The 19282-nt window shown below is 67.9% G+C and carries 14 protein-coding genes; 13 read left to right on the top strand and 1 reads right to left on the bottom strand.

Annotation, left to right across the window (positions count from 1 at the left end):
* The first annotated feature begins 16 nt into the window (after positions 1 to 16).
* From CW348_RS11740 to CW348_RS11705, 8 genes are all read left to right on the top strand, one after another.
* Entirely contained in the window at positions 17 to 835 is an 819-nt protein-coding gene (locus CW348_RS11740) for a ComF family protein (RefSeq protein WP_061783975.1), read from the top strand.
* Between the two features lie 637 nt (positions 836 to 1472).
* On the top strand, positions 1473 to 2153 hold the full coding sequence (hpf, locus tag CW348_RS11735; protein ID WP_011292915.1) for a ribosome hibernation-promoting factor, HPF/YfiA family: 681 nt from the start codon (positions 1473 to 1475) through the stop codon (positions 2151 to 2153).
* A gap of 215 nt (positions 2154 to 2368) precedes the next feature.
* The gene (locus tag CW348_RS11730; RefSeq protein ID WP_011292914.1) at positions 2369 to 3097 is read left to right on the top strand and encodes a response regulator transcription factor; all 729 of its coding nucleotides are present in this window, start codon (positions 2369 to 2371) and stop codon (positions 3095 to 3097) included.
* A 136-nt stretch (positions 3098 to 3233) separates the two neighbouring features.
* Complete coding sequence (secA, locus tag CW348_RS11725) at positions 3234 to 6140, top strand: preprotein translocase subunit SecA (protein WP_104612796.1); 2907 nt, start codon at positions 3234 to 3236, stop codon at positions 6138 to 6140.
* 269 nt (positions 6141 to 6409) lie between these two features.
* Entirely contained in the window at positions 6410 to 6859 is a 450-nt protein-coding gene (locus CW348_RS11720) for a PTS glucose transporter subunit IIA (RefSeq protein ID WP_011292912.1), read from the top strand.
* Positions 6850 to 7563 (top strand): HAD family phosphatase, encoded by a 714-nt coding sequence (locus tag CW348_RS11715; RefSeq protein WP_016189163.1) that lies wholly within the window; start codon positions 6850 to 6852, stop codon positions 7561 to 7563. Before CW348_RS11720 ends, CW348_RS11715 begins: the two co-directional genes overlap by 10 nt.
* Positions 7560 to 7823, top strand: a complete 264-nt coding sequence (locus CW348_RS11710; RefSeq protein WP_011292910.1) for an HPr family phosphocarrier protein — start codon at positions 7560 to 7562, stop codon at positions 7821 to 7823. The genes CW348_RS11715 and CW348_RS11710 overlap by 4 nt, the downstream gene beginning before the upstream one ends.
* An 81-nt stretch (positions 7824 to 7904) precedes the next feature.
* Complete coding sequence (locus tag CW348_RS11705) at positions 7905 to 9563, top strand: glycoside hydrolase family 3 protein (RefSeq protein WP_104612797.1); 1659 nt, start codon at positions 7905 to 7907, stop codon at positions 9561 to 9563.
* Positions 9564 to 9626: 63 nt separating this feature from the next.
* Here the strand turns inward: CW348_RS11705 and CW348_RS11700 are convergent, their stop codons facing one another.
* Complete coding sequence (locus tag CW348_RS11700) at positions 9627 to 10823, bottom strand: acyl-CoA dehydrogenase family protein (protein WP_016189162.1); 1197 nt, start codon at positions 10821 to 10823, stop codon at positions 9627 to 9629.
* Between the two features lie 122 nt (positions 10824 to 10945).
* On the opposite strand from CW348_RS11700, the gene CW348_RS11695 reads away from it, so the two are divergent.
* From CW348_RS11695 to CW348_RS11675, 5 genes are all read left to right on the top strand, one after another.
* Entirely contained in the window at positions 10946 to 11602 is a 657-nt protein-coding gene (locus CW348_RS11695; RefSeq protein WP_011292907.1) for an HAD family phosphatase, read from the top strand.
* A 79-nt stretch (positions 11603 to 11681) separates the two neighbouring features.
* Entirely contained in the window at positions 11682 to 12134 is a 453-nt protein-coding gene (locus tag CW348_RS11690) for a DUF6912 family protein (protein ID WP_011292906.1), read from the top strand.
* A 134-nt stretch (positions 12135 to 12268) separates the two neighbouring features.
* Complete coding sequence (locus CW348_RS11685; protein WP_011292905.1) at positions 12269 to 13006, top strand: HAD family hydrolase; 738 nt, start codon at positions 12269 to 12271, stop codon at positions 13004 to 13006.
* 424 nt (positions 13007 to 13430) lie between these two features.
* Entirely contained in the window at positions 13431 to 18272 is a 4842-nt protein-coding gene (locus tag CW348_RS11680; protein ID WP_016189161.1) for an NAD-glutamate dehydrogenase, read from the top strand.
* A 98-nt stretch (positions 18273 to 18370) separates the two neighbouring features.
* Complete coding sequence (locus tag CW348_RS11675; protein ID WP_011292903.1) at positions 18371 to 19210, top strand: lipopolysaccharide assembly protein LapB; 840 nt, start codon at positions 18371 to 18373, stop codon at positions 19208 to 19210.
* The last annotated feature ends 72 nt before the right edge of the window (positions 19211 to 19282 follow it).

Genomic DNA, 19282 nt, shown 5'->3' with positions numbered 1-19282 from the left:
GGCGCACCGTGGAGGCATGGTCCTGTGCTCTGTGCTGACGGAATGGGTGTCGGCGCTCGCCGACCTGGTGCTGGAGCAGCACTGCGCCGGATGCGGCGGGCTGGACGGGCCGCTGTGCGCGGCGTGCCGGGAAGTGGTCGACCGGGGCCCGTGGCGCTGCCCGGCCCGGTTCGGCTGCCCACCGGTCTGGGCGGCGGGGGCGTATACGGGGCGCGGTCGCGCGGTCCTGCTGGCGTTCAAGAACGGCGGGTACCGGGCATTGGCGGAACCTTTGTCCCGGGGCCTGGCTGCCGCGGTGCGGGCGGCAGCGCCGACCGCCGAGCGGATCAGTCTGGTTCCCGTGCCGGGGCGGCGCTCCGCGGTGCGGAAGCGCGGCTACGACCCGGTGCGGACGGTGGGCGCGGCCGCAGCAGTGCGGTTGCGCGCCCAGGGGGTGGCGGCGCGGGTGGTCTGCCCGCTGCGGTACAGCCGCCCGACCCGGGACCAGGTGGGGCTGGGCGCGGCCGCACGGTGGGCGAACCTGTCCGGGGCTATGCGGGCCCGGTGGCCCGGCAAGAGCCCCGCGGTGGGGGACGCGGTCGTGGTGGTCGACGACGTGCTCACCACGGGGGCCACGCTGGCGGAGGCGGCTCGCGCGCTCACTGCGGCGGGGATCCGGGTTGCGGGCGCGGCCGTAGTGGCGGAACGCCTCTGCCGCGTCGTGACGGACCCGTCGCAAACAGCGACAGCTGGTCCGGCCCGTTCGCCTCCCGGTGGTGCACCGCACGCGATGTGTCGGGAGATTCAGAAAAGTCGTTGGAAGACGGTACCTGACAACCGGGCGATCTCGGGTTAGCGTTCCATTATGGCACCCGTCCGGGTCCGTGGTTGCGTCGACCGTGGCGTGCCCTCAATGGGGACGCCGGGTCGGCAAGCCGATGCCAGCCGCAGGCGAAACGGCCCACGTAAGGCGACTTTTCGTCGACTGATCACGGTGCGGCTTAGAGGTAAGTCCTGCCTCTTGGGAGGGCCCGATGCCCTCCGGACAAGGGAGAAGGGTAGTAGTGGCGCACAAGCGCCGCGAGCCCCTCAGCAGGCGGATGTGGGGACGAAGACCAGGTCGGCCGGGCGGGTGACACTTTCTGTCCACACGGGGCGCGCCGTCACGGGCGCCCCCTTGTGTTTGTGGGGGCGGTAAGGCCGCTGCAGCGCCTGCCGCGCCCGTCCATCCGTCCACGTGCGGTTCCCGGATCACCTAACGCGGTCCCCGGCCTGCGGCCTGCCCCGCGCTTCTGCAGTTTCTCTCTGCGCGTACAGGACCAACGACCGGTGATGATCGTGGGGTCTGCTGGGTATACGCCCAAGTAGAAAGGCCTGTGGCTGCTGAGGCTGGAGAGGAGGAAGACACCGGTCAACCCCACGCGAACAGCGAACGGGGCGCACACCGCATAGCTGGTCGCCTCTGGAGGCGACCATGCGACGAAGGGGGTCTTGTGGACATCATCGTCAAAGGTCGACGCACCGGAGTCAGCGACAAGTTCCGGCGGCACGTCGAGCACAAGCTGGCCAAGCTCCGCAAGTGGGAACGCAAGGACATGATGAGCGTCGACGTGGAGGTGTCCAAGGAGCGCAACCCGAGGCTCGCCAACCACCGCGAGAGGGTGGAGCTGACCATCCGCTCCTCCGGCCCGGTGGTCCGAGGCGAGGCCGCCGCAGATGACCGCTACACCGCTTTGGACCTCGCCCTGGACCGGGTCGAGGCCCGGCTGCGGAAGCTCGCTGACCGCCGCAAGGTGCACAAGGGAAGCCGAGGGCTCGTCTCCGTGGCCGCCGCGACCGCGCAGCTTCCTGTCGACGGCCTTCCGGCCGACTCAGCCATCCCGCCGCAGGTGGTCGAGGACCGCGAGGAGAACCAGGCAGAGGAGTTCGACGGCAGCGCTGTCGACAGCGCTTTCGCCGACGAATTCGTGGAGTTGGACACCGAGGGCGGCGGTTCCCTGGTGGTCCGGGAGAAGTTCCACTACGCCAAACCCATGACCATCGACCAAGCCCTTCTGGAGATGGAGCTGGTGGGCCACGACTTCTACCTGTTCCGCGACAAGGAGCAGGGGCTGCCCAGCGTGGTCTACCGGCGCAAGGGGTTCAACTATGGCGTGCTGCGCCTCATGGAATAAAGTTTCCTACATCTGAATAGCGTCCGGTGTGTCGTGCCGAAGCCCCGGTTTCGGCACGACACACCGTGGGGTACGGCGCTCCAACGGGATCCCGAGAGTCCCTGGGCCCGTGACCGAGCACAGCCACGTCTGTCGTGGGTCGACGGTGCAGCGCTCGTTCGCAGAGCGCCCCACACCCGTGTGACGCCACCGCGCGGGAGGAAGGAACACAGACAGTGAGCGGGGCTCCCCCCACCCGAGTGGAATCCATCAAGGTACTCGTCGTTGATGACCACGAGTTCTTCCGGAGAGGACTGGTCTCCGTCCTGGCTGAGGAGCCTGACATCGAGGTGGTGGGAGAGGCCGGGGACGGGGAGGAAGCGGTTGCCCGGGCCAAGGAACTCCGCCCCGATGTCGTCCTGCTGGATGTGCGGATGCCGAAACGCAGCGGGATCGCTGCGTGCGCGGGGATCAAGGAAGCTGTCCCCGACGCCAAGATCGTGATGCTCACGATGAGCGACGAAGAGGAGGACCTCTTCGAGGCGATCAAGGCCGGTGCGACCGGCTACCTCCTCAAAGAGATCTCGGTGGTGGAGCTTCCCGAGGCGGTGCGTGCGGTCTGCAAAGGTCAGTCTTTCATCAACCCCTCGATGGCCACTAAGCTCATCAACGAATTCGCGGCGCTGGCCCGGAAAGGAAAAGACCGACGGAGCCAGCCCACGAAACCCCCCCGGCTGACCGAGAGGGAAACCGAGGTGCTGCGACTGGTCGCGCGCGGGCTGAACAACCGTGACATCGCCGACCGGCTCTACATTTCGGACAACACGGTCAAAAACCACGTCCGCAACATCCTGGAGAAGCTCCAGTTGCATTCGAGGACCGAGGCCGCTGTCTACGCGATCCGGGAAAAATTCCTGGACGCTGACGACACCGACGACGGACCCATCGGCCAGCGTGGCAGATAGTCACGCTCCGTGCCCTCCGCTTCGCGGTACGCAGATGTTCCTGGGGAGGGCATAGGCTCTCCTACGATGGGAGCTACGGGGAATGGATGCATCCCGTCTCCGGATGCGGGCCACGATCGCGAGGAGCGCATTAGAAGTGCCAGGCATACTCGACAGGGTCCTGCGCATAGGCGAAGGCAAAATCCTGCGCAAGCTGAATAAGCTCAAGGACCAGATCAACTCCATCGAGGATGATTTCGTCGACCTCAGCGACGCTGAATTGCGCGCGCTCACCGACGAATACAAGCAGCGGCTTAAGGACGGTGAGGAGCTAGACGACCTGCTGCCCGAGGCTTTCGCCACCGTGCGCGAGGCGGCGAAGCGGACCTTGGGGCAGCGGCACTTCGACGTGCAGCTCATGGGCGGCGCCGCGCTGCATTTCGGCAATATCGCTGAGATGAAAACCGGTGAGGGTAAGACGCTTACCGCGACACTCCCCGTTTACCTCAACGCGCTCACCGGTAAGGGCGTCCACGTGGTCACCGTTAACGACTACCTGGCCCGCCGCGACGCCGAGACCATGGGCCGCATCTACCGGTTCCTGGGCATGGAGGTTGGTGTCATCTCCCCGGAGATGTCCCCGGCAGCGCGCCGCAAGGCCTACCAGGCGGACATCACCTACGGCACCAACAACGAGTTCGGCTTCGACTACCTGCGCGACAACATGGCGCGGTCGCTCGACAACTGCGTGCAGCGCGGCCACCACTACGCCATCGTCGACGAGGTCGACTCCATTCTGATTGATGAGGCTCGCACCCCGCTGATCATCAGTGGTCCCGCAGAGCAGAACTCGCGCTGGTACGTCGAGTTCGCCAAGATCGCCCCGCGGCTGCGCCGCGACGTCGACTACGAGGTCGACGAGAAGAAGCGCACCGTCGGCATCACCGAGGCCGGGGTGGCCAAGGTCGAGGACTGGCTGGGGATCGACAACCTCTACGAGTCGGTCAACACTCCGCTGATCAGCTTCCTCCACAACGCCATCAAGGCCAAGGAGCTCTACCGCAGGGACCGGGACTACATCGTCAAGGACGGCGAGGTGCTCATCGTCGATGAGTTCACCGGCCGTATCCTGCGGGGCCGCCGCTACAACGAGGGCATGCACCAGGCCATTGAGGCCAAAGAGAAAGTCAAGATCAAGGAAGAGAACCAGACTCTCGCCAAGATCACCCTGCAGAACTACTTCCGGCTCTACGAGAAGCTGGCCGGCATGACCGGTACGGCGGTCACGGAGGCGGCAGAGTTCCAGCAGACCTACAACCTGGGTGTCGTGCCCATCCCCACCAACAAGCCCATGATCCGCGAGGATCTGCGGGACTTGGTCTACAAGACCGAGGAGGCCAAGTTCCAGGCGATTGTCGAAGACATCGCCGAGTGCCACGAGCGGGGCCAGCCGGTGCTGGTGGGTACGACTAGCGTGGAGAAGTCCGAGCTGCTGAGCAAGATGCTCAAGCGGCGCGGGATCCCGCACGAGGTCCTCAACGCCAAGAACCACGCCCGGGAGGCGGCCATCGTGGCCCGGGCCGGCAAGCTCGGCGCGGTTACCGTGGCCACCAACATGGCCGGTCGCGGTACCGACATCATGCTCGGCGGCAACCCGGATTTCATTGCAGCCGAAGAGCTGCAGGAACGTGGCCTCTCCCCCCTCGAGACCCCCGAAGAGTACGAGAAGGCCTGGCCGGAGGCGCTGGAGCGGGCCAAGAAGGAAGTCGAAGCCGAGCACCAGAAGGTGGTTGAGCTCGGCGGCCTGTACGTGCTGGGCACCGAACGCCACGAGTCCCGGCGGATCGACAACCAGTTGCGCGGTCGTGCCGGACGCCAGGGCGACCCCGGCAAGTCCCGCTTCTACCTGTCGCTCGGCGACGACCTGATGCGGCTGTTCAACGGCGAGCGGGTTCAGATGATCATGAACCGGCTGAACCTGCCTGACGACCAGCCGATCGAGCACAAGATGGTCACCAAGGCCATCCAGAGTGCGCAGGGCCAGCTCGAGCAGCAGAACTTCGAGATCCGCAAGAACGTCCTCAAGTACGACGAGGTCCTCAACCGGCAGCGCCAGGTGATCTACGCCGAGCGCCGCAAGGTGCTGGAAGGTGCTGACCTCCGCGAGCAGGTCCGGAGCATGATCGACGACGTGCTCGACTCCTACGTCCGCTCGGCGACCGCCGAAGGCGACCCGGAGGACTGGGACCTCGAACACCTGTGGACGGCCTTCAGCCAGATCTTCCCGGTGAGCTTCACCGCCGACCAGCTCATCGAGGAGAACGGCGGGGACATCAGCGTGCTGACCCCGGACATCATCAGCCAGCGGGTCCGGGAGGACGCCCACGAGGTCTACGACCGCCGCGAGGCCGAGATCGGCGAGGAGACCATGCGCGAGGTGGAGCGCCAGGTCATCCTCCAGGTCATGGACCGCAAGTGGCGGGAGCACCTCTACGAGATGGACTACCTCCAAGAGGGCATCGGCCTGCGTGCCATGGCGCAGCGCAACCCGCTGATCGAATACCAGCGGGAAGGCTACGACATGTTCCAGGAGATGCTCGAAGGCATCAAGGAGGAGTCGATCCGCTTCCTGTTCAACGTCGAGGTCCGGGTGAACCAGCCGCAGGAGTCCCAGATCACTGCGGCTTCCGCGGCGGCCACGGCCTCCGCGATTCCCCTGGTGGCGCCTGAGGCCGAGAAGACGGAGGACAAGGCGGAGGACGCCCAGGAAGCGGAGGAGTCCGCTGCGTCCGCCGAGGCTGCGGAGTCCGCGAAGGACACCGCGCAGGACGAGGACGCCGAGTCCGTAGCGAAGAAGGCGCAGGCCGTGGTCCCCGCGCTGGGCAAGGAGGAGAAGCAGCCCGAGAAGCTGCAGTACTCCGGTCCCAGTGAGGGCGGCGGTGTCGAGAAGCGCACCGAGGACACCGGTCCGGACTATGCGAACACCCCGCGCAACGCGCCCTGCCCCTGCGGCTCCGGCAAGAAGTACAAGAAGTGCCATGGCGCGCCTAAGTCGCGTGTGTGACGGCTGACAGTGCAGCGGTCCCAGGGACGTCCCTGGGACCGCTGCCGGTTATGTGCGGATAGTCTGGCCCGACCCGGAGTTCGCATACCGGACTCCGGGTCGGGCCAGACCGTCGGAAGCTGGCACAGGACGGCCATTCGTTTTTCTGCCAACTGTCTAGGCATCGCGATCACTCCGTCCTAAGCTCAGCCTGTGACCCACGGCACCTCGCGAGTCCGGGTGGCTTGCCGCCGTCCGACAACGCCCTGGTCGGTGAAGGAGGTAGGAGCGTGCTTGCGGTACTCGCCCCCGTGACGGGTGTGGCTGTGGGACTCAGCAGAGTTCCTGACCCGATGTTCGCCCAAGGGTTGGTGGGCCCGGGGACCGCGATCGACCCCCGCAAGGAGGTGCAAGAGGCGGTTGCTCCGATCACCGGCCGGATCGTCAGTTTCCACCCGCACGCGTTCGTAGTGCAGAGTGCGGACGGCAAGGGGGTCCTGGTACACCTGGGCATGAACACGGTCCGGCTCCCCCTGATCCGAGGGTTTGAGCTCCTTGCCGCCCAGGGCGACGAGGTCACCGCGGGACAGCCGCTGATCAGGTGGAATCCGGCCGAGGTCGTAGCGAGTGGAATCTCCCCGATCGTGCCAATCGTGGCTTTGGACGCGGACGGCGACGTCATTTCGCGTCCGGTGAGCGGAGAGGTCAAACGAGGAGAATTGCTATTCCGATGGGCTTGAGGACAACCGAGAGCGAGTGGGCGACGCCGCGCGCGGCCCTGTTCGATCTCGACGGAACTCTCATCAACAGCGAACCGCGGAGTGTGGCGGTGTGGGCCAGGGTGCTCCAGGACCGCGGGGTCGAACCGGACGAGGCGCTGCTGCGCAAGTTCATGGGGCGGCGCGGCGAAGACGTGATCAACGAGCTCGCCCACCTGTTCCCGGGCGAGTCCGTGGAGGACATCTTTGCTGACCGCTGGCGCTACGGCCAGGATCCGGACCTGCCCCCGGTGGAGCAGCTGCCCGAGTCCGTGGCGTTTCTGAAGTACCTACACGCCCAGGGAGTGCCGTTTGCGTTGGTGACCTCGGCCGGGCGGCAGTGGGCAGAAAGCACCCTGGAATGGCTGGGGGTCCGCGACATGTTCCGCGGGATCATCTCTGCGGACGATGTCACGGTCGGCAAACCGCACCCTGAGGGGTATCTCAGCGGAGCCGAGCTTGTCGGCTACGGCCCCGAGCACATCGTGGTGTTCGAGGACACCCCGGCGGGGATCATGGCGGGGCGCAACGCGGGGATGCGGGTCGTCGGAGTCACGACGACGCATCCGCCGCAGGCGCTGGCCCACGCCCATCTCGTCGTGGAGCATCTGGGACAGGTGGGCTGGCCGCAGTTGGTTTTGCGGGATCCGGAGCCGCCCCAGACTGCTCTGGCAGGTCAAGGGTGAGCCGCGCGGAACGCCGGGTCACCGTGGCTTCCCCCGTGGGACTGCATGCCCGGCCCGCGGCGCGGTTCGTTACGGCGGCCTCCGAGTTCGACGGGGAGGTGCGCATTGCCCGTCCCAGCGGGGCGAGCGTGCCGGCGACGAGCATGCTGGCGGTGCTGGCGCTGGGGGTGCGCTGCGGGGAGGAGATCGTGATCACCGCGGAGGGCGAGGGGGCCGAAGAGCTGCTGGACCGTCTCGCCGAGATCGCCGCTACGCCGTGACGGGTCTGTCCCGGCGCTGCCGACCGCGACCGCGGCCCGGAGAACGACGCGTCGTCATCCTTAGTCTGTGAAAGCGTGCCCATGTTTCGACGTCTGCCTGTGCTGGCCGGTGCAACCGTTCTGCTGTTCACAACCGCCTGCGGCGGGGGGAGCGCACCCCGCCCGGGGGAGCGCACCACCCAGATATCCGACCCCGCTGACGTGGACGCTCAGGCGGCAGCGCTGCTCGCGGAGATGAGCCTGGAAGAGAAAGTGGGACAGCTGCTGGTCCCCGTACTCTCCGGCACCACGGCCGAGGAGAACGCCGAGGTGATCGAGCGCTACCACCCAGGCGGGTTCATCTACTTCCCCGAGAACTTGGAGACTCCCGAGCAGGTGGCTGCCATGTCCAACGGGCTGCAAGAGCGTGCCACCGGCACGGGGGCGGGGATTCCGCTGTTCCTCGGGGTGGACGAGGAGCAGGGACTGGTGTCGCGGCTCCCGTTCGGTGCCCGTTTCCCCGACGCGATGGCGTTGGGCGCGGCCCGCGACCCGGAACTGGCCCGGGAGCTGGCAGCGGCGACCGCGGAGCAGTTGGCCGCGGTGGGGATCAATCTCGACTACGCGCCGGTAGCGGACGTCAACGTCAACGCGGACAACCCGGTGATCGGGATCCGCTCGTTCAGTTCGGACCCGGAGCTTGTCGGGGAGCTGGCCGCCGCCGAGGTGGTGGCTTTCCAAGACGGCGGGGTGGTGGCGGTCGCTAAGCACTTCCCCGGCCACGGCGACACCGATGTGGACAGCCACACAGGGCTGCCCGTGATCGACAAGAGCCGCGACGAGTGGGAACGGGTCGACCTGCCGCCGTTCCAGCGGCTCGTCGACGCCGGAGTCGACATGGTGATGACCGCGCACGTGCTCATGCCGCAGCTGGGTGACGCCGAGGAGCCCGCCACGCTTTCTCCGCACCTCATCACCGGGGTGCTGCGTGAGGAGCTCGGCTATGACGGCGTGGTCACCACGGACGCGCTCAACATGGAGGGGGTCCGCCAGACACACGACGACGGCGAGGTGGCGGTGCGCGCGGTCCTCGCCGGGGCCGACCAGTTGCTGATGCCGCCCGATGTGGACCTCGCCTACTCTGCGGTGCTGTCCGCCGTGGAAGAGGGGCGGATCAGCGAGGAGCGTCTGGACGAGTCGGTGCTGCGGATCCTGCGGTTGAAACTGCGCCGCGGCCTGTTCGACGCGGCGCCGGCTGACGCGGAGCAGGCAGCACAGGTCGCTACGCAGCCGGAGCACCACGAGGCAGCCCAGCGGGTCGCGGACGCTTCAGTGACCCTGCTTCGCAACACCAACGGCGTGCTGCCGTTGGCGCGCACCGCAACGGTGCACGTCCTCGGGGTGGGGGCCGAGGAGATCGGTGCGGCCCTGGCCGACCTCGGGCTCACGGTGACGGATTCCCTGAGCGGTGCTGATGCGGTGGTGGTCGGCACGGACGGGGCACGCGGCGACGCCGAGCAGCAGCGCCTGGTGGCCCGCGCCCAGGCGTCGGGAGCCCCGGTGGTGGTCGTCGCCCAAGGCACCCCCTACGACCTCAGTGTGCTGCCGGACGTCGACGCGTTTCTCGCGGTCTACTCCACGATGGAGGTGTCCCGCGTTGCCGCGGCCCGGGTGGTTGCCGGGGAGGTGTCCCCTTCCGGCCGGCTGCCCGTGGACATCCCCGGCACCGAACTGGGCTTCGGGGACGGCTTGAGCTACTGAGCCTGCGCAGACACGCGGACGCCGAGGTCTCCCGCTGGGGCGGGGACCTCGGCGTGGTCGCGATCAGGAGTGCCGTTTGATCTCGCGGCGGGCCAGCGAGCGCAGGTGGACTTCGTCGGGGCCATCGAAGATGCGCATGGCGCGCGCTCCGGCGTACATTTCCGCGAGCGGCACCACGTCGCTGACCCCGGCGCCGCCGTGGACTTGGATGGCGCGGTCGATGACGGCCGCGGCCACGCGGGGCGCCACCACTTTGATCGCGGCGATTTCGTTGCGTGCGGCTTTCGCCCCGTACCGGTCGATCATCCACGCGGTCTTGAGGACGAGCAGGCGCGCCTGCTCGATCTCCAGCCGCGACTCGGCGATGTGTGCTTGGACGATGCCCTGCTCGGACAAGGGCTTGCCGAAGGCGACCCGGCTGGTGGCACGGCGCACCATCAGTTCGAGGGCGCGCTCTGCTTTGCCGAGGGCCCGCATGCAGTGGTGGACTCGGCCGGGGCCGAGGCGGGCCTGGGCGATCATGAAGCCGTCGCCTTCGTTCGCGATGAGGTTCTCGGCGGGGACCCGGACGTTGTCGAATTCGACTTCGCAGTGGCCTTCCTGGTCCTGGTAGCCGAAGACGGGCAGGGAGCGCAGCACTTTGACCCCGGGGGTGTCGCGGGGGACCAGGATCATGGACTGCTGCCGGTGGAGGTCCGCGTCGGGGTTGGTCTTCCCCATGACGATGAAGATCTCGCAGCGCGGGTCGGCCGCCCCGCTGATCCACCATTTCCGCCCGTTGATCACGTACTCGTCGCCGTCGCGCACGATCGAGGTGCGGATGTTGGTGGCGTCGGAGGAGGCGACGTCGGGCTCGGTCATCGCGAAGGCCGAGCGGATCCTGCCGTCCAGCAGCGGTTCCAGCCACCGCTTCTTCTGCTCGGGGGTGCCGAACATGTGCAGCACCTCCATGTTCCCGGTGTCCGGGGCGGAGCAGTTCATCGCCTGCGGGGCGAGGCTGGAGCGGCCGCTGAGCTCAGCGAGGGGAGCGTAGTCGAGGACGCTGAGCCCGCTGACGTCCGGGAGGAACAGGTTCCACAGGCCGCGGCGGCGGGCCTCGGCTTTGAGGTCTTCCATGATGGGCGGGAGTTCATGGTTGTCGGGGCCCGCCTGCTGGCGCCAGGCGTGGTAGACGGGCTCCGCCGGGTAGACGTGTTCGTCCATGAACTCCTGGAGGTTGGCCAGGTAGTCCTTGGCCTTGGGGCTGAGTTCGAAGTCCATGACACGAGTATCGCACTAGACCGACCGGTCGGTACCTTGGGGTGTGGTGGTGGGCCCCGAGGATTTAGCGAAGACGGCTCGGGGAACTAACATCGCCCGTAGTTCGGGGAGATGGAGGCGAAATGTCCCGCAACCGCAGGGGAATCATCATCGACTGGGGCGGAGTGCTGACCTCTCCGCTCCCGGAGACCATTGCGGCCTGGCTGGAGCAGGAGCGGATCGACCGCGCTGCCTACCGGGAGGTCATGCGCACCTGGGTGCACGCTGCCTACCACGAGGGGGCGCGCAGCCCAGTGCACGCCCTGGAACGCGGCGAAGTGGACCCTGCCGAGTTCGAACGGATGCTCGCCGCGCGGCTCCGGCTGGTCGACGGCGGCCCAGTCCCCGCGGAAGGGCTGATCGCGCGCATGTTCGCCGGATTCGAGCCGGTAGAGGAGATGTACGCGGCCCTGCGCGCGGCACGCAGCCAGGGCATACGCACCTGCCTGCTCTCCAACTCCTGGGGCAACGTCTACCCGCGGGAGCGGTTCGCCGAAACCTTCGACGGCGTGGTCATCTCCGGGGAAGTGGGCATGCGCAAACCCGAACCGGAGATCTTCCACTACGCCCTGGAGCTGGTGGGCCTGGAAGCCGAGGAGTGCGTCTTCGTCGATGACGTGGAGCGCAACGTCGCGGCCGCGGTCGACCTGGGGATGACCGGTATCGTGCACCGCGACCCCGCGGAGACGCGGGCACAGCTCGAGGAGGCCTGCGGGATCAGCCTCGCCTCCCTGCTGTGAGCGGCCCCTGCCGCACCGCAGCTCGTCCAGCCCGTGACAGGGAACAGCGGACCGCACACCACGTTGGGGACACAAGCACATGCGCATCTATCTGCCCGCTACGTTCACCACGCTCGCCTCGGCCTTGGCGGACGGAGGGTTCCGCGACGCGCCGTACACCGCGTACGCCGTCACCCCCGCCCTGCGCGCCGCCGTGGGCACTGACGACGAGGAAGAACTGGAATACGCCGCGATGAGCATGGCCGCGGACGCATCCCTGCGGATGCTCGCCGCAGACCCCGAGGCCCCGGCCCGTCGGGTCGTGATCGCGGCCGAGCTGCCCGAGCGCATCGTGCACCCTGTGGCGGAGGCGGAGACGCCCGGGCAGGTCCGCATCGACGGGGTGGTGCCGCTCAAACGCATCGCCTCCGCGCATATCGACGACGAGGCCGCGGCCCCGGACATCAAAGCCGGGCGGACCGAGGAGCACGAACTCCTCTGGTACGCCACCCAGGAGCTGCGCTATCTCCTGGAAGACCCCACGACCGCATAGCCCCGGCTCCCCGCGCGGCACCATCCCCCCAGGGCGCCAGCCGCCTGAGCGGGCCCGCTGCAGCGGGGAACGGGAAGAATGCCCCGGCGGGAAGTCGGGAGGGTGCGGCAGAATGGGGCCCGTATGGAACATCAGTGCCGTTTCCCTGCGTAAAGGAGCTTCCCATCAGCCGTCTGGTGTTGTGGAACATCGACCTCACCCTTGTCGACGTCGCCCAGGTGACGCGCGCGGCCTATGCCGAGGCGTTCGAGAAGGTGACCGGCGTACCGTTGGTGTACCTCGCGCCGACGGCGGGGCGGACCGATTCGGAGCTGTTCTTCGACTTCCTGGCGCGCAACGACGTCGACGACACGGATGAAACGCTGCTGCCGCGCTTCACCAAAGAACTGGGGGAGGCGTTCGCCCGGCACAGCGACCAGCTCGCCGTCCGAGGCCGGATGATGCCGGGGGCGCTGGACGCGCTCAACGCGGTCATGCGGCTGCCGGACACCGTGCAGACGGTGGTCACCGGCACGATCCGGAGCAACGCCAAGGCGAAGCTCGCCGCCTTCGGACTGGACAGCTGCCTCGATTTGAGCATCGGCGGCTACGGGTCGGAGAACTATCCCAAGGCCAGCCTGATCCAGTTCACCCGGATGCGGGCGGAAGAGGCCTACGGCCGAGCCTTCCCCGAGTCCCAGACCGTGTACATCACCGAGTCGGTGCGTGATGTGGAGGCGGCCCGGATCGGCCGGGTGCAGCCGATCGCCGTCGTCAGCGGGTCCTCCACCGAGTCCCAGCTGCGGGCGGCCGGTGCTGAGCACATCCTGGACGACCTCACCGATCCGGCCGCGCTGGTGGCCGCGATCCGCGCCGCGACGAGTGAGGACTGAGGACCCCGGGGACGAGGAGAACCCGCGGAATTCCCCCCGGAACGGGACGCCTCGGGGTACTGTCAGAGAGTGGATATCAGCCGTTCACCAGCGCACTAGCGGACGGCTTTATCCATTTTGTCCAGTTTTTCTGTGGTGGACGACGAGTAGGTTCTGAGACTGGCAGTCACTGGCGAGAGAAGCGCACCGTTGACCGAAGGCGCACGTCCTGTCCCTGTGTACGACGTGCAACACAGAGTTAACCGGACAACGGAGTCCGGTCACGCCTCTTTGGGTACTTCCTGGGCTGGTGAGCCCGGAGCCTCATCTGGAAACGGTTGTGAGCTCCTCTCGCATCTGTCACACAATGTCACAGTAGAGTGCGCGGTACCGCGAGCACCGCGGCCTACCACCCCCGACGACTCACAAAGGAGTGAGATCGCACATGTCAGGGCAGCCCGACGCCGTCAGGACGCAGCTCCTTGACGACGCCGTCAGCCAATGGTCCCAGTCCCACCCGCTGCCGGTCGACACCGACCGGTTCCGGCGGTTCCTCCACCGGTACTACCGGCACGCCAACCCCGAGGAACTCACCGAACGCCACCCCGACCAGCTCGTCCGGCACGCTCTCGACCACTGGGACCTCGGCGCCCGCCGCCCGGAAGGGCGCACCAAGGTCCGGGTCCGCAGCCCGGAAGACGCCGACCACAGCGTCGTCGAGATCGTCACCGACGACACCCCCTTCCTCGTCAGCTCGGTGACCATGCGCCTGGCAGAGCGCGGGATCAGCGCGCGGTCGATCATCCACCCCCAGCTCCGGGTGGAACGCGACACCCTCGGCGCCATCGTCGAGATCGACCCGGAGGACGCTACCCTCCGGCCCTGCGAAGAGTCGTGGATCCGCATCGAAATCGACCGCCGCACGGAAGAGGCCGCCCGTCAGGAGCTCGCCGACGACCTCACCCAGGTCCTCACCGACGTCCGGCAGGTCAACGAAGACAGCGCGCGGATGCGGCACACCGCCCTCCGCCTGGCCGACCAGGTGACCGAATCCGCTGCCGCCCTCGTTGCGGGCGGGGTCGCCAAAGAGGAGATCACCGAGAGCGCGGAGTTCCTGCGCTGGCTGACCGACCAGCACTTCATCTTCCTGGGCTACCGGGAATACCAGTTGGACACCGATGAGAGCGGGGCTGAAGGGCTGCGCGCCGTCCTCGGCACCGGCCTGGGGCTGCTGCGCATGGACCCGCAGGACGGGCCCACCGTCCGCCCGCTTCCCCCCGAAGGCCAGCGCAAAGCTCGCGAACCCCACGTGCTGGTCCTCACCAAAGCCAACTCCCGCTCCACCGTCTACCAGCCCAAGTACCTGGACTACATCGGCGTCAAGAAGTTCGACGACCAGGGCCGGGTCGTCGGCGAACACCGCTTCCTCGGCCTCTACACCCGCGAAGCCGAGGCAAGCCCCATCAGCCAGATCCCGATCCTGTCCCGGAAACAGGACGAACTCCTGAGCCGCGCCGGCTTCGCCCCCGACAGCTACGACGGCCGCGAAGCCATCGAACTCCTGGCGGACTTCCCCCGCGAAGAGCTGTTCCAGATGTCAGTGGAGGAAGTCCAGAAGGTCATCTTGGGCGTGCTGCGGCTCCGGGAACGCCTCGGCACCCGGCTCTTCCTCCGCCGCGACCCCTACGGCCGGTACGTGTCCTGCTTGATCTACATGCCGCGCGACCGCTACACCACCAAGGTGCAGCAGGCCGTGCAGGAGGTGCTCTCCCGGGCATTCCACGGCGCCGACATGGACCACAGCGTGATGGTGGGCGCCTCCCCGCTCGCCCGCCTGCACATCGTGGTCCGCGCGGGGCGGGGCACCGAACTCGCCGGAGTGGACCAGGACAAGCTCGAAGCCGAAGTCGCCCGCGTCATCCGCTCCTGGAACGACGACTTCGCCGCCGAGCTGACCGCCCGCTTCGGCCCTGAACGCGCCCAAGAGCTGCTGGACACCTACCTCGCCACGATCAGCGAGAGCTACAAGGTCGACGTCCCGGCCTCCGTCGCGGTCGACGACATCGCCTGCCTCGACCAGCTCGGCCCCGACGACATCAAAGTCCGGCTCTACCGCTCCGAAGGGGTCCTGCCCGGCGAGTGGCGGTGCAAGGTCTACCGGAGCGGCAGCCCGATCACGCTCTCCCAAGTCCTTCCGCTGCTCGAGCACATGGGACTGGAGATCGTCGACGAGTGGCCCTACGGCTTCGAACGCGAAGCAGATGGGGACGGGAAGCGCGAATTCGCGTGGATCTACGACTTCGGCCTCGTCAACCCCCCGCTCGACTCCGCGGAGATAGAGCAGGTGGCAGGCCTGTTCGAAGAGGCTTTTGTCGCGCTGTGGCAGGGACGGCTCGAATCCGACCGCTTCAACGCCCTGGTCGTGCACGGCGGCCTGAACTGGCGCCAGATCACCGTGCTCCGCGCCTACGCCACCTACCTCCGGCAGACCGCCACGTCCTTCACCCCCGCCTACATCGCCGATGTGCTCAACTCCCACACGCACATCGCCCGGCTACTGGTCCGGCTCTTCGAATCGCGGTTCGACCCGCAGTTGGACGAGGGCCGCGCAGAACTGTGCGAGGGGATCACCGAGGAGATCCTCGGAGAGCTCGACCAGGTCGACAACCTCGACGCCGACCGCATCCTGCGGTTCTTCCTCGCCGCGATCGGCGCCACCCTGCGCACCAACTACTTCCAGGACGGCGGCACCAAGCCCTACCTGGTCTACAAGCTGGACCCGGGACGTATCCCCGACATGCCGCAGCCGCGGCCTAAGCTGGAGACGTTCGTCTACTCCCCGCGCGTTGAGGGAGTCCACCTGCGGTTCGGCACGGTGGCGCGCGGCGGGCTGCGCTGGTCGGACCGAATCGAGGACTACCGCACCGAAATCCTGGGCCTCGTCAAAGCGCAGACGGTCAAGAACTCCGTCATCGTGCCTAGCGGCGCCAAAGGCGGGTTCGTCTGCAAGCGGCTGCCCAAGGGCGACCGCGACGCGGTCATGGCGGAAGTCGTGGACTGCTACAAGCAGTTCATCGGCGGCCTGCTCGACGTCACCGACAACCTCGTCAACGGGACTGTCAGCCACCCCGAGGACGTGGTCCGCTACGACGGAGACGACTCCTACCTGGTCGTGGCTGCCGACAAGGGCACAGCGACCTTCTCCGACATCGCTAACGCGGTCGCCGCAGAACGCGGCTTCTGGCTGGGCGACGCCTTCGCCTCCGGCGGCTCGGTCGGCTACGACCACAAGGCCATGGGCATCACCGCCCGCGGCGCCTGGGAGTCGGTCAAATACCACTTCCGGGAAATGGGCGTGGACGTCCAGAAAGAGGACTTCACGGTGGTGGGCATCGGCGACATGTCGGGCGACGTGTTCGGCAACGGCATGCTCCGCTCCGAGCACATCCGCCTCATCGCCGCCTTCGACCACCGGCACATCTTCCTCGACCCCGACCCGGATCCGGCGGTGAGCTACGCGGAGCGCCGCCGTCTCTTCGAACTCCCCCGCAGCTCCTGGGCGGACTACAACCCCGAGCTGATCTCCCCGGGTGGCGGCGTGTACTCCCGCCACGCCAAGTCCGTGCCGATCAGCCCGCAGGTGCGCCGGGCCCTGGGGATCGCGGACGACGTCACGACCCTCACCCCGCACGAGCTGATCAAGTGCGTCCTCACCGCCCCGGTGGACCTGCTGTGGAACGGCGGGATCGGCACCTACATCAAGGCGTCCACCGAATCCCACACCTCGGTGGGGGACAAGGCCAACGACCCGGTCCGCGTCGACGCCTCCCAGTTGCGCTGCAAAGTGGTCGGGGAAGGCGGCAACCTGGGAATGACCCAGCAGGCCCGCATCGAGTTCGCGCTCGCCGGCGGCCGCGTCAACGCCGACTTCATCGACAACTCCGCCGGCGTGGACACCTCGGACCACGAGGTGAACATCAAGATCATGCTGGACCGCGAGGTCCGGGCCGGGCGGCTCGACAAGGCCGAGCGCGACGCGCTGTTCATGGACATGACCGACGAGGTCGCCCGCCTCGTGCTGCGCACCAACTACCTGCAGAACACGGCGCTGGCTGCGGCCCGCAAGCAGAGTCCCGCCATGCTGCACGTCCACACCCGCTACCTGCGCAAACTGGAGCGGGACGGCCACTTGCAGCGCAAGCTCGAGTTCCTGCCCGACGACAAGGCGATCGCGGCCCGGCGGTCGGCCGGGCGCGGGCTCACCGGGCCTGAGTTCGCCACGCTGATCGCCTACACCAAGATCGTGCTGGCCGAGGAGATCCTCGCCTCGGACCTGCCCGACGACCCCTATCTGAACTCCGTGCTGCTGGAGTACTTCCCCACACCGCTGCGCGAGCGCTTCCGCGACGCCATCCTCCAGCATCCGCTGCGCCGGGAGATCATCACCACGGTGGTGGTCAACGAAATGGTCAACCGGTGCGGGTCGACGTTCGCCTTCCGTTTCGCCGAGGAGACGGGCGCGGACGCTCCGGAGATCGCCCGCGCCTACCTGCTGGTGACGGAAGTCTTCGGCCTGCGGGACTTCTGGGCGAAGGTCGAGGCCCTCGACTACCAGGTCGACGTCGACACCCAGTTGACCATGCTGCTGGAAGCCCGCAAGCTGGTCGAACGGTCGGCCCGCTGGCTGATGCGCTACCGCTCCTTCGACTCGGACCTCCACGCCGAGATCGCCCGGTTCCGGAAAGGCGTCCAGGAGATCGTCCCGCAGCTGTCCGCAATGCTGCAGGGGCGCGACCTGCAGGCTTTCACGGAGCGCCGGGACGCCCTCGTGGCCAAGGGCGTGCCCCAGGAGCTGGCCGAACAGGTCGCCGCCATGGTCCCCGCCTACTCGACCTTCGACCTGATCCGCGTCTCCGAGGAGACCGGCCGGTCGCTGCGCGAGGTGGCGGAGGTCTACTTCGACCTGGCCGACCAGTTGCAGCTCACCCGGCTGCGGGAGCGGATCATCGCCCTGCCGCGCGACGACCGCTGGAGCACGATGGCGCGCGCCGCGGTGCGCGACGACCTGTATGCCGCCCAAGCCGACCTGAGCGCGATCATCCTGCGCTCCGGGCATGCCGGGGAGCGGCCGGACGAACTCCGCGCCCACTGGACTGAGCAGAACCGCGCCGCGGTGCGGCGGGCCACCGAACTGCTCTCGGAGATCTGGGAGACGGAGCGCTTCGACCTGTCCACCCTCTCGGTGGCGGTGCGATCGATCCGGTCGCTGGTGGCCTCCAGTATCTGAGCTGACCTGAGCAGACGCGGGCCGGGACCGCAGCAGCGGCCCCGGCCCGCACGCTGCGGGGGTTGGCGCTGCCAGCCCGGAGTTGGTGTCATGGCGGTGTGCAGCCGAACACCGAACGCCCGAGCGTCGACGCGCTGCTCGAAGCCGTCGACCACGTCTGGAACGATGTCGACCGCCTCCGGGACCTCGTCCGCAGCGCACTCCACGAAGGGTTCGGCCCCGAAGTGCTGCCCGCCGCGCAGCGGGTGCGGGAACTCGACCCCGACCTGGACCGGGGCATGGTGCTCTACGCGCTGGCACTGCGCGCCTGCGGCCGGCACGACGAAGCCGAACGGGAACTCATCCGGCACATCAAAGGCCGCGGCGGGCACGCCGACACATGGTTCGCCCTCGTCCCGCTGGCGGAGCGCCGGGGCAGCACCAGGGACGTCGCCACCGCGCTGGCGAACGCGCTGCGCTGCGACCCCGACCACCGGGAAGCCCTTGTGTGGGGGTGGCGGTACCACGCCAGGCAGCACGGAGCCGAGCAGGCCGACGCGTGGCTTGCCGAGCAGGCACCGCGCAGTTGGCGCGCCACGCTGATGCTGGGCGAGCGCGCCCTGCACCGGGGCGAACTGGACTCGGCCCTGGAACTGTTCACTGCCGCCTGCACCCGGGGAGCCCGCCACGGCGAGCCGCTGCGGCGGGCCGCCCGCGCCCTGGCCGCCCAAGGGCACGACACGGAGTGCATCTCCCTCGTGCTCTCCCACTGGAAAGCGTCGCACGGGCCGCTGCCGCTCGTGACAGCGATCGAAGCCCAGTTGCGGCTCGGCCGCATCTCCGATGCGGTCCTTGCCGTGGCCAGACTGCGCGGGCTGGGCGAAGCCGAACGCGACCACCCCGAGGTCGCCGAGGTGTGCCGGAAAGTGGAACAGCTCCGCGTCCACCACGGGCTGTGACGCTGCTGTGCGTTTCCCGGGCAGAAGAAAACTGAGTGGGCGAGAAGGCAGCGGGCGCCGTTTAGACTTGGC

Origin of the sequence: Thermobifida sp. (genome assembly GCF_017577275.1) — a bacterium.
Lineage (GTDB): Bacteria > Actinomycetota > Actinomycetes > Streptosporangiales > Streptosporangiaceae > Thermobifida > Thermobifida fusca.
This window is presented reverse-complemented; position numbering and strand designations above follow the sequence as displayed.

Coding starts and splice junctions, on each gene's coding strand:
- CW348_RS11700 (WP_016189162.1), bottom strand. CDS start 10,823: ATGGACTTCGAACTCAGCCCCAAGGCCAAGGACTACCTGGCCAACCTC.
- CW348_RS11695 (WP_011292907.1), top strand. CDS start 10,946: ATGTCCCGCAACCGCAGGGGAATCATCATCGACTGGGGCGGAGTGCTG.
- CW348_RS11705 (WP_104612797.1), top strand. CDS start 7,905: ATGTTTCGACGTCTGCCTGTGCTGGCCGGTGCAACCGTTCTGCTGTTC.
- CW348_RS11680 (WP_016189161.1), top strand. CDS start 13,431: ATGTCAGGGCAGCCCGACGCCGTCAGGACGCAGCTCCTTGACGACGCC.
- CW348_RS11740 (WP_061783975.1), top strand. CDS start 17: ATGGTCCTGTGCTCTGTGCTGACGGAATGGGTGTCGGCGCTCGCCGAC.
- CW348_RS11690 (WP_011292906.1), top strand. CDS start 11,682: ATGCGCATCTATCTGCCCGCTACGTTCACCACGCTCGCCTCGGCCTTG.
- CW348_RS11715 (WP_016189163.1), top strand. CDS start 6,850: ATGGGCTTGAGGACAACCGAGAGCGAGTGGGCGACGCCGCGCGCGGCC.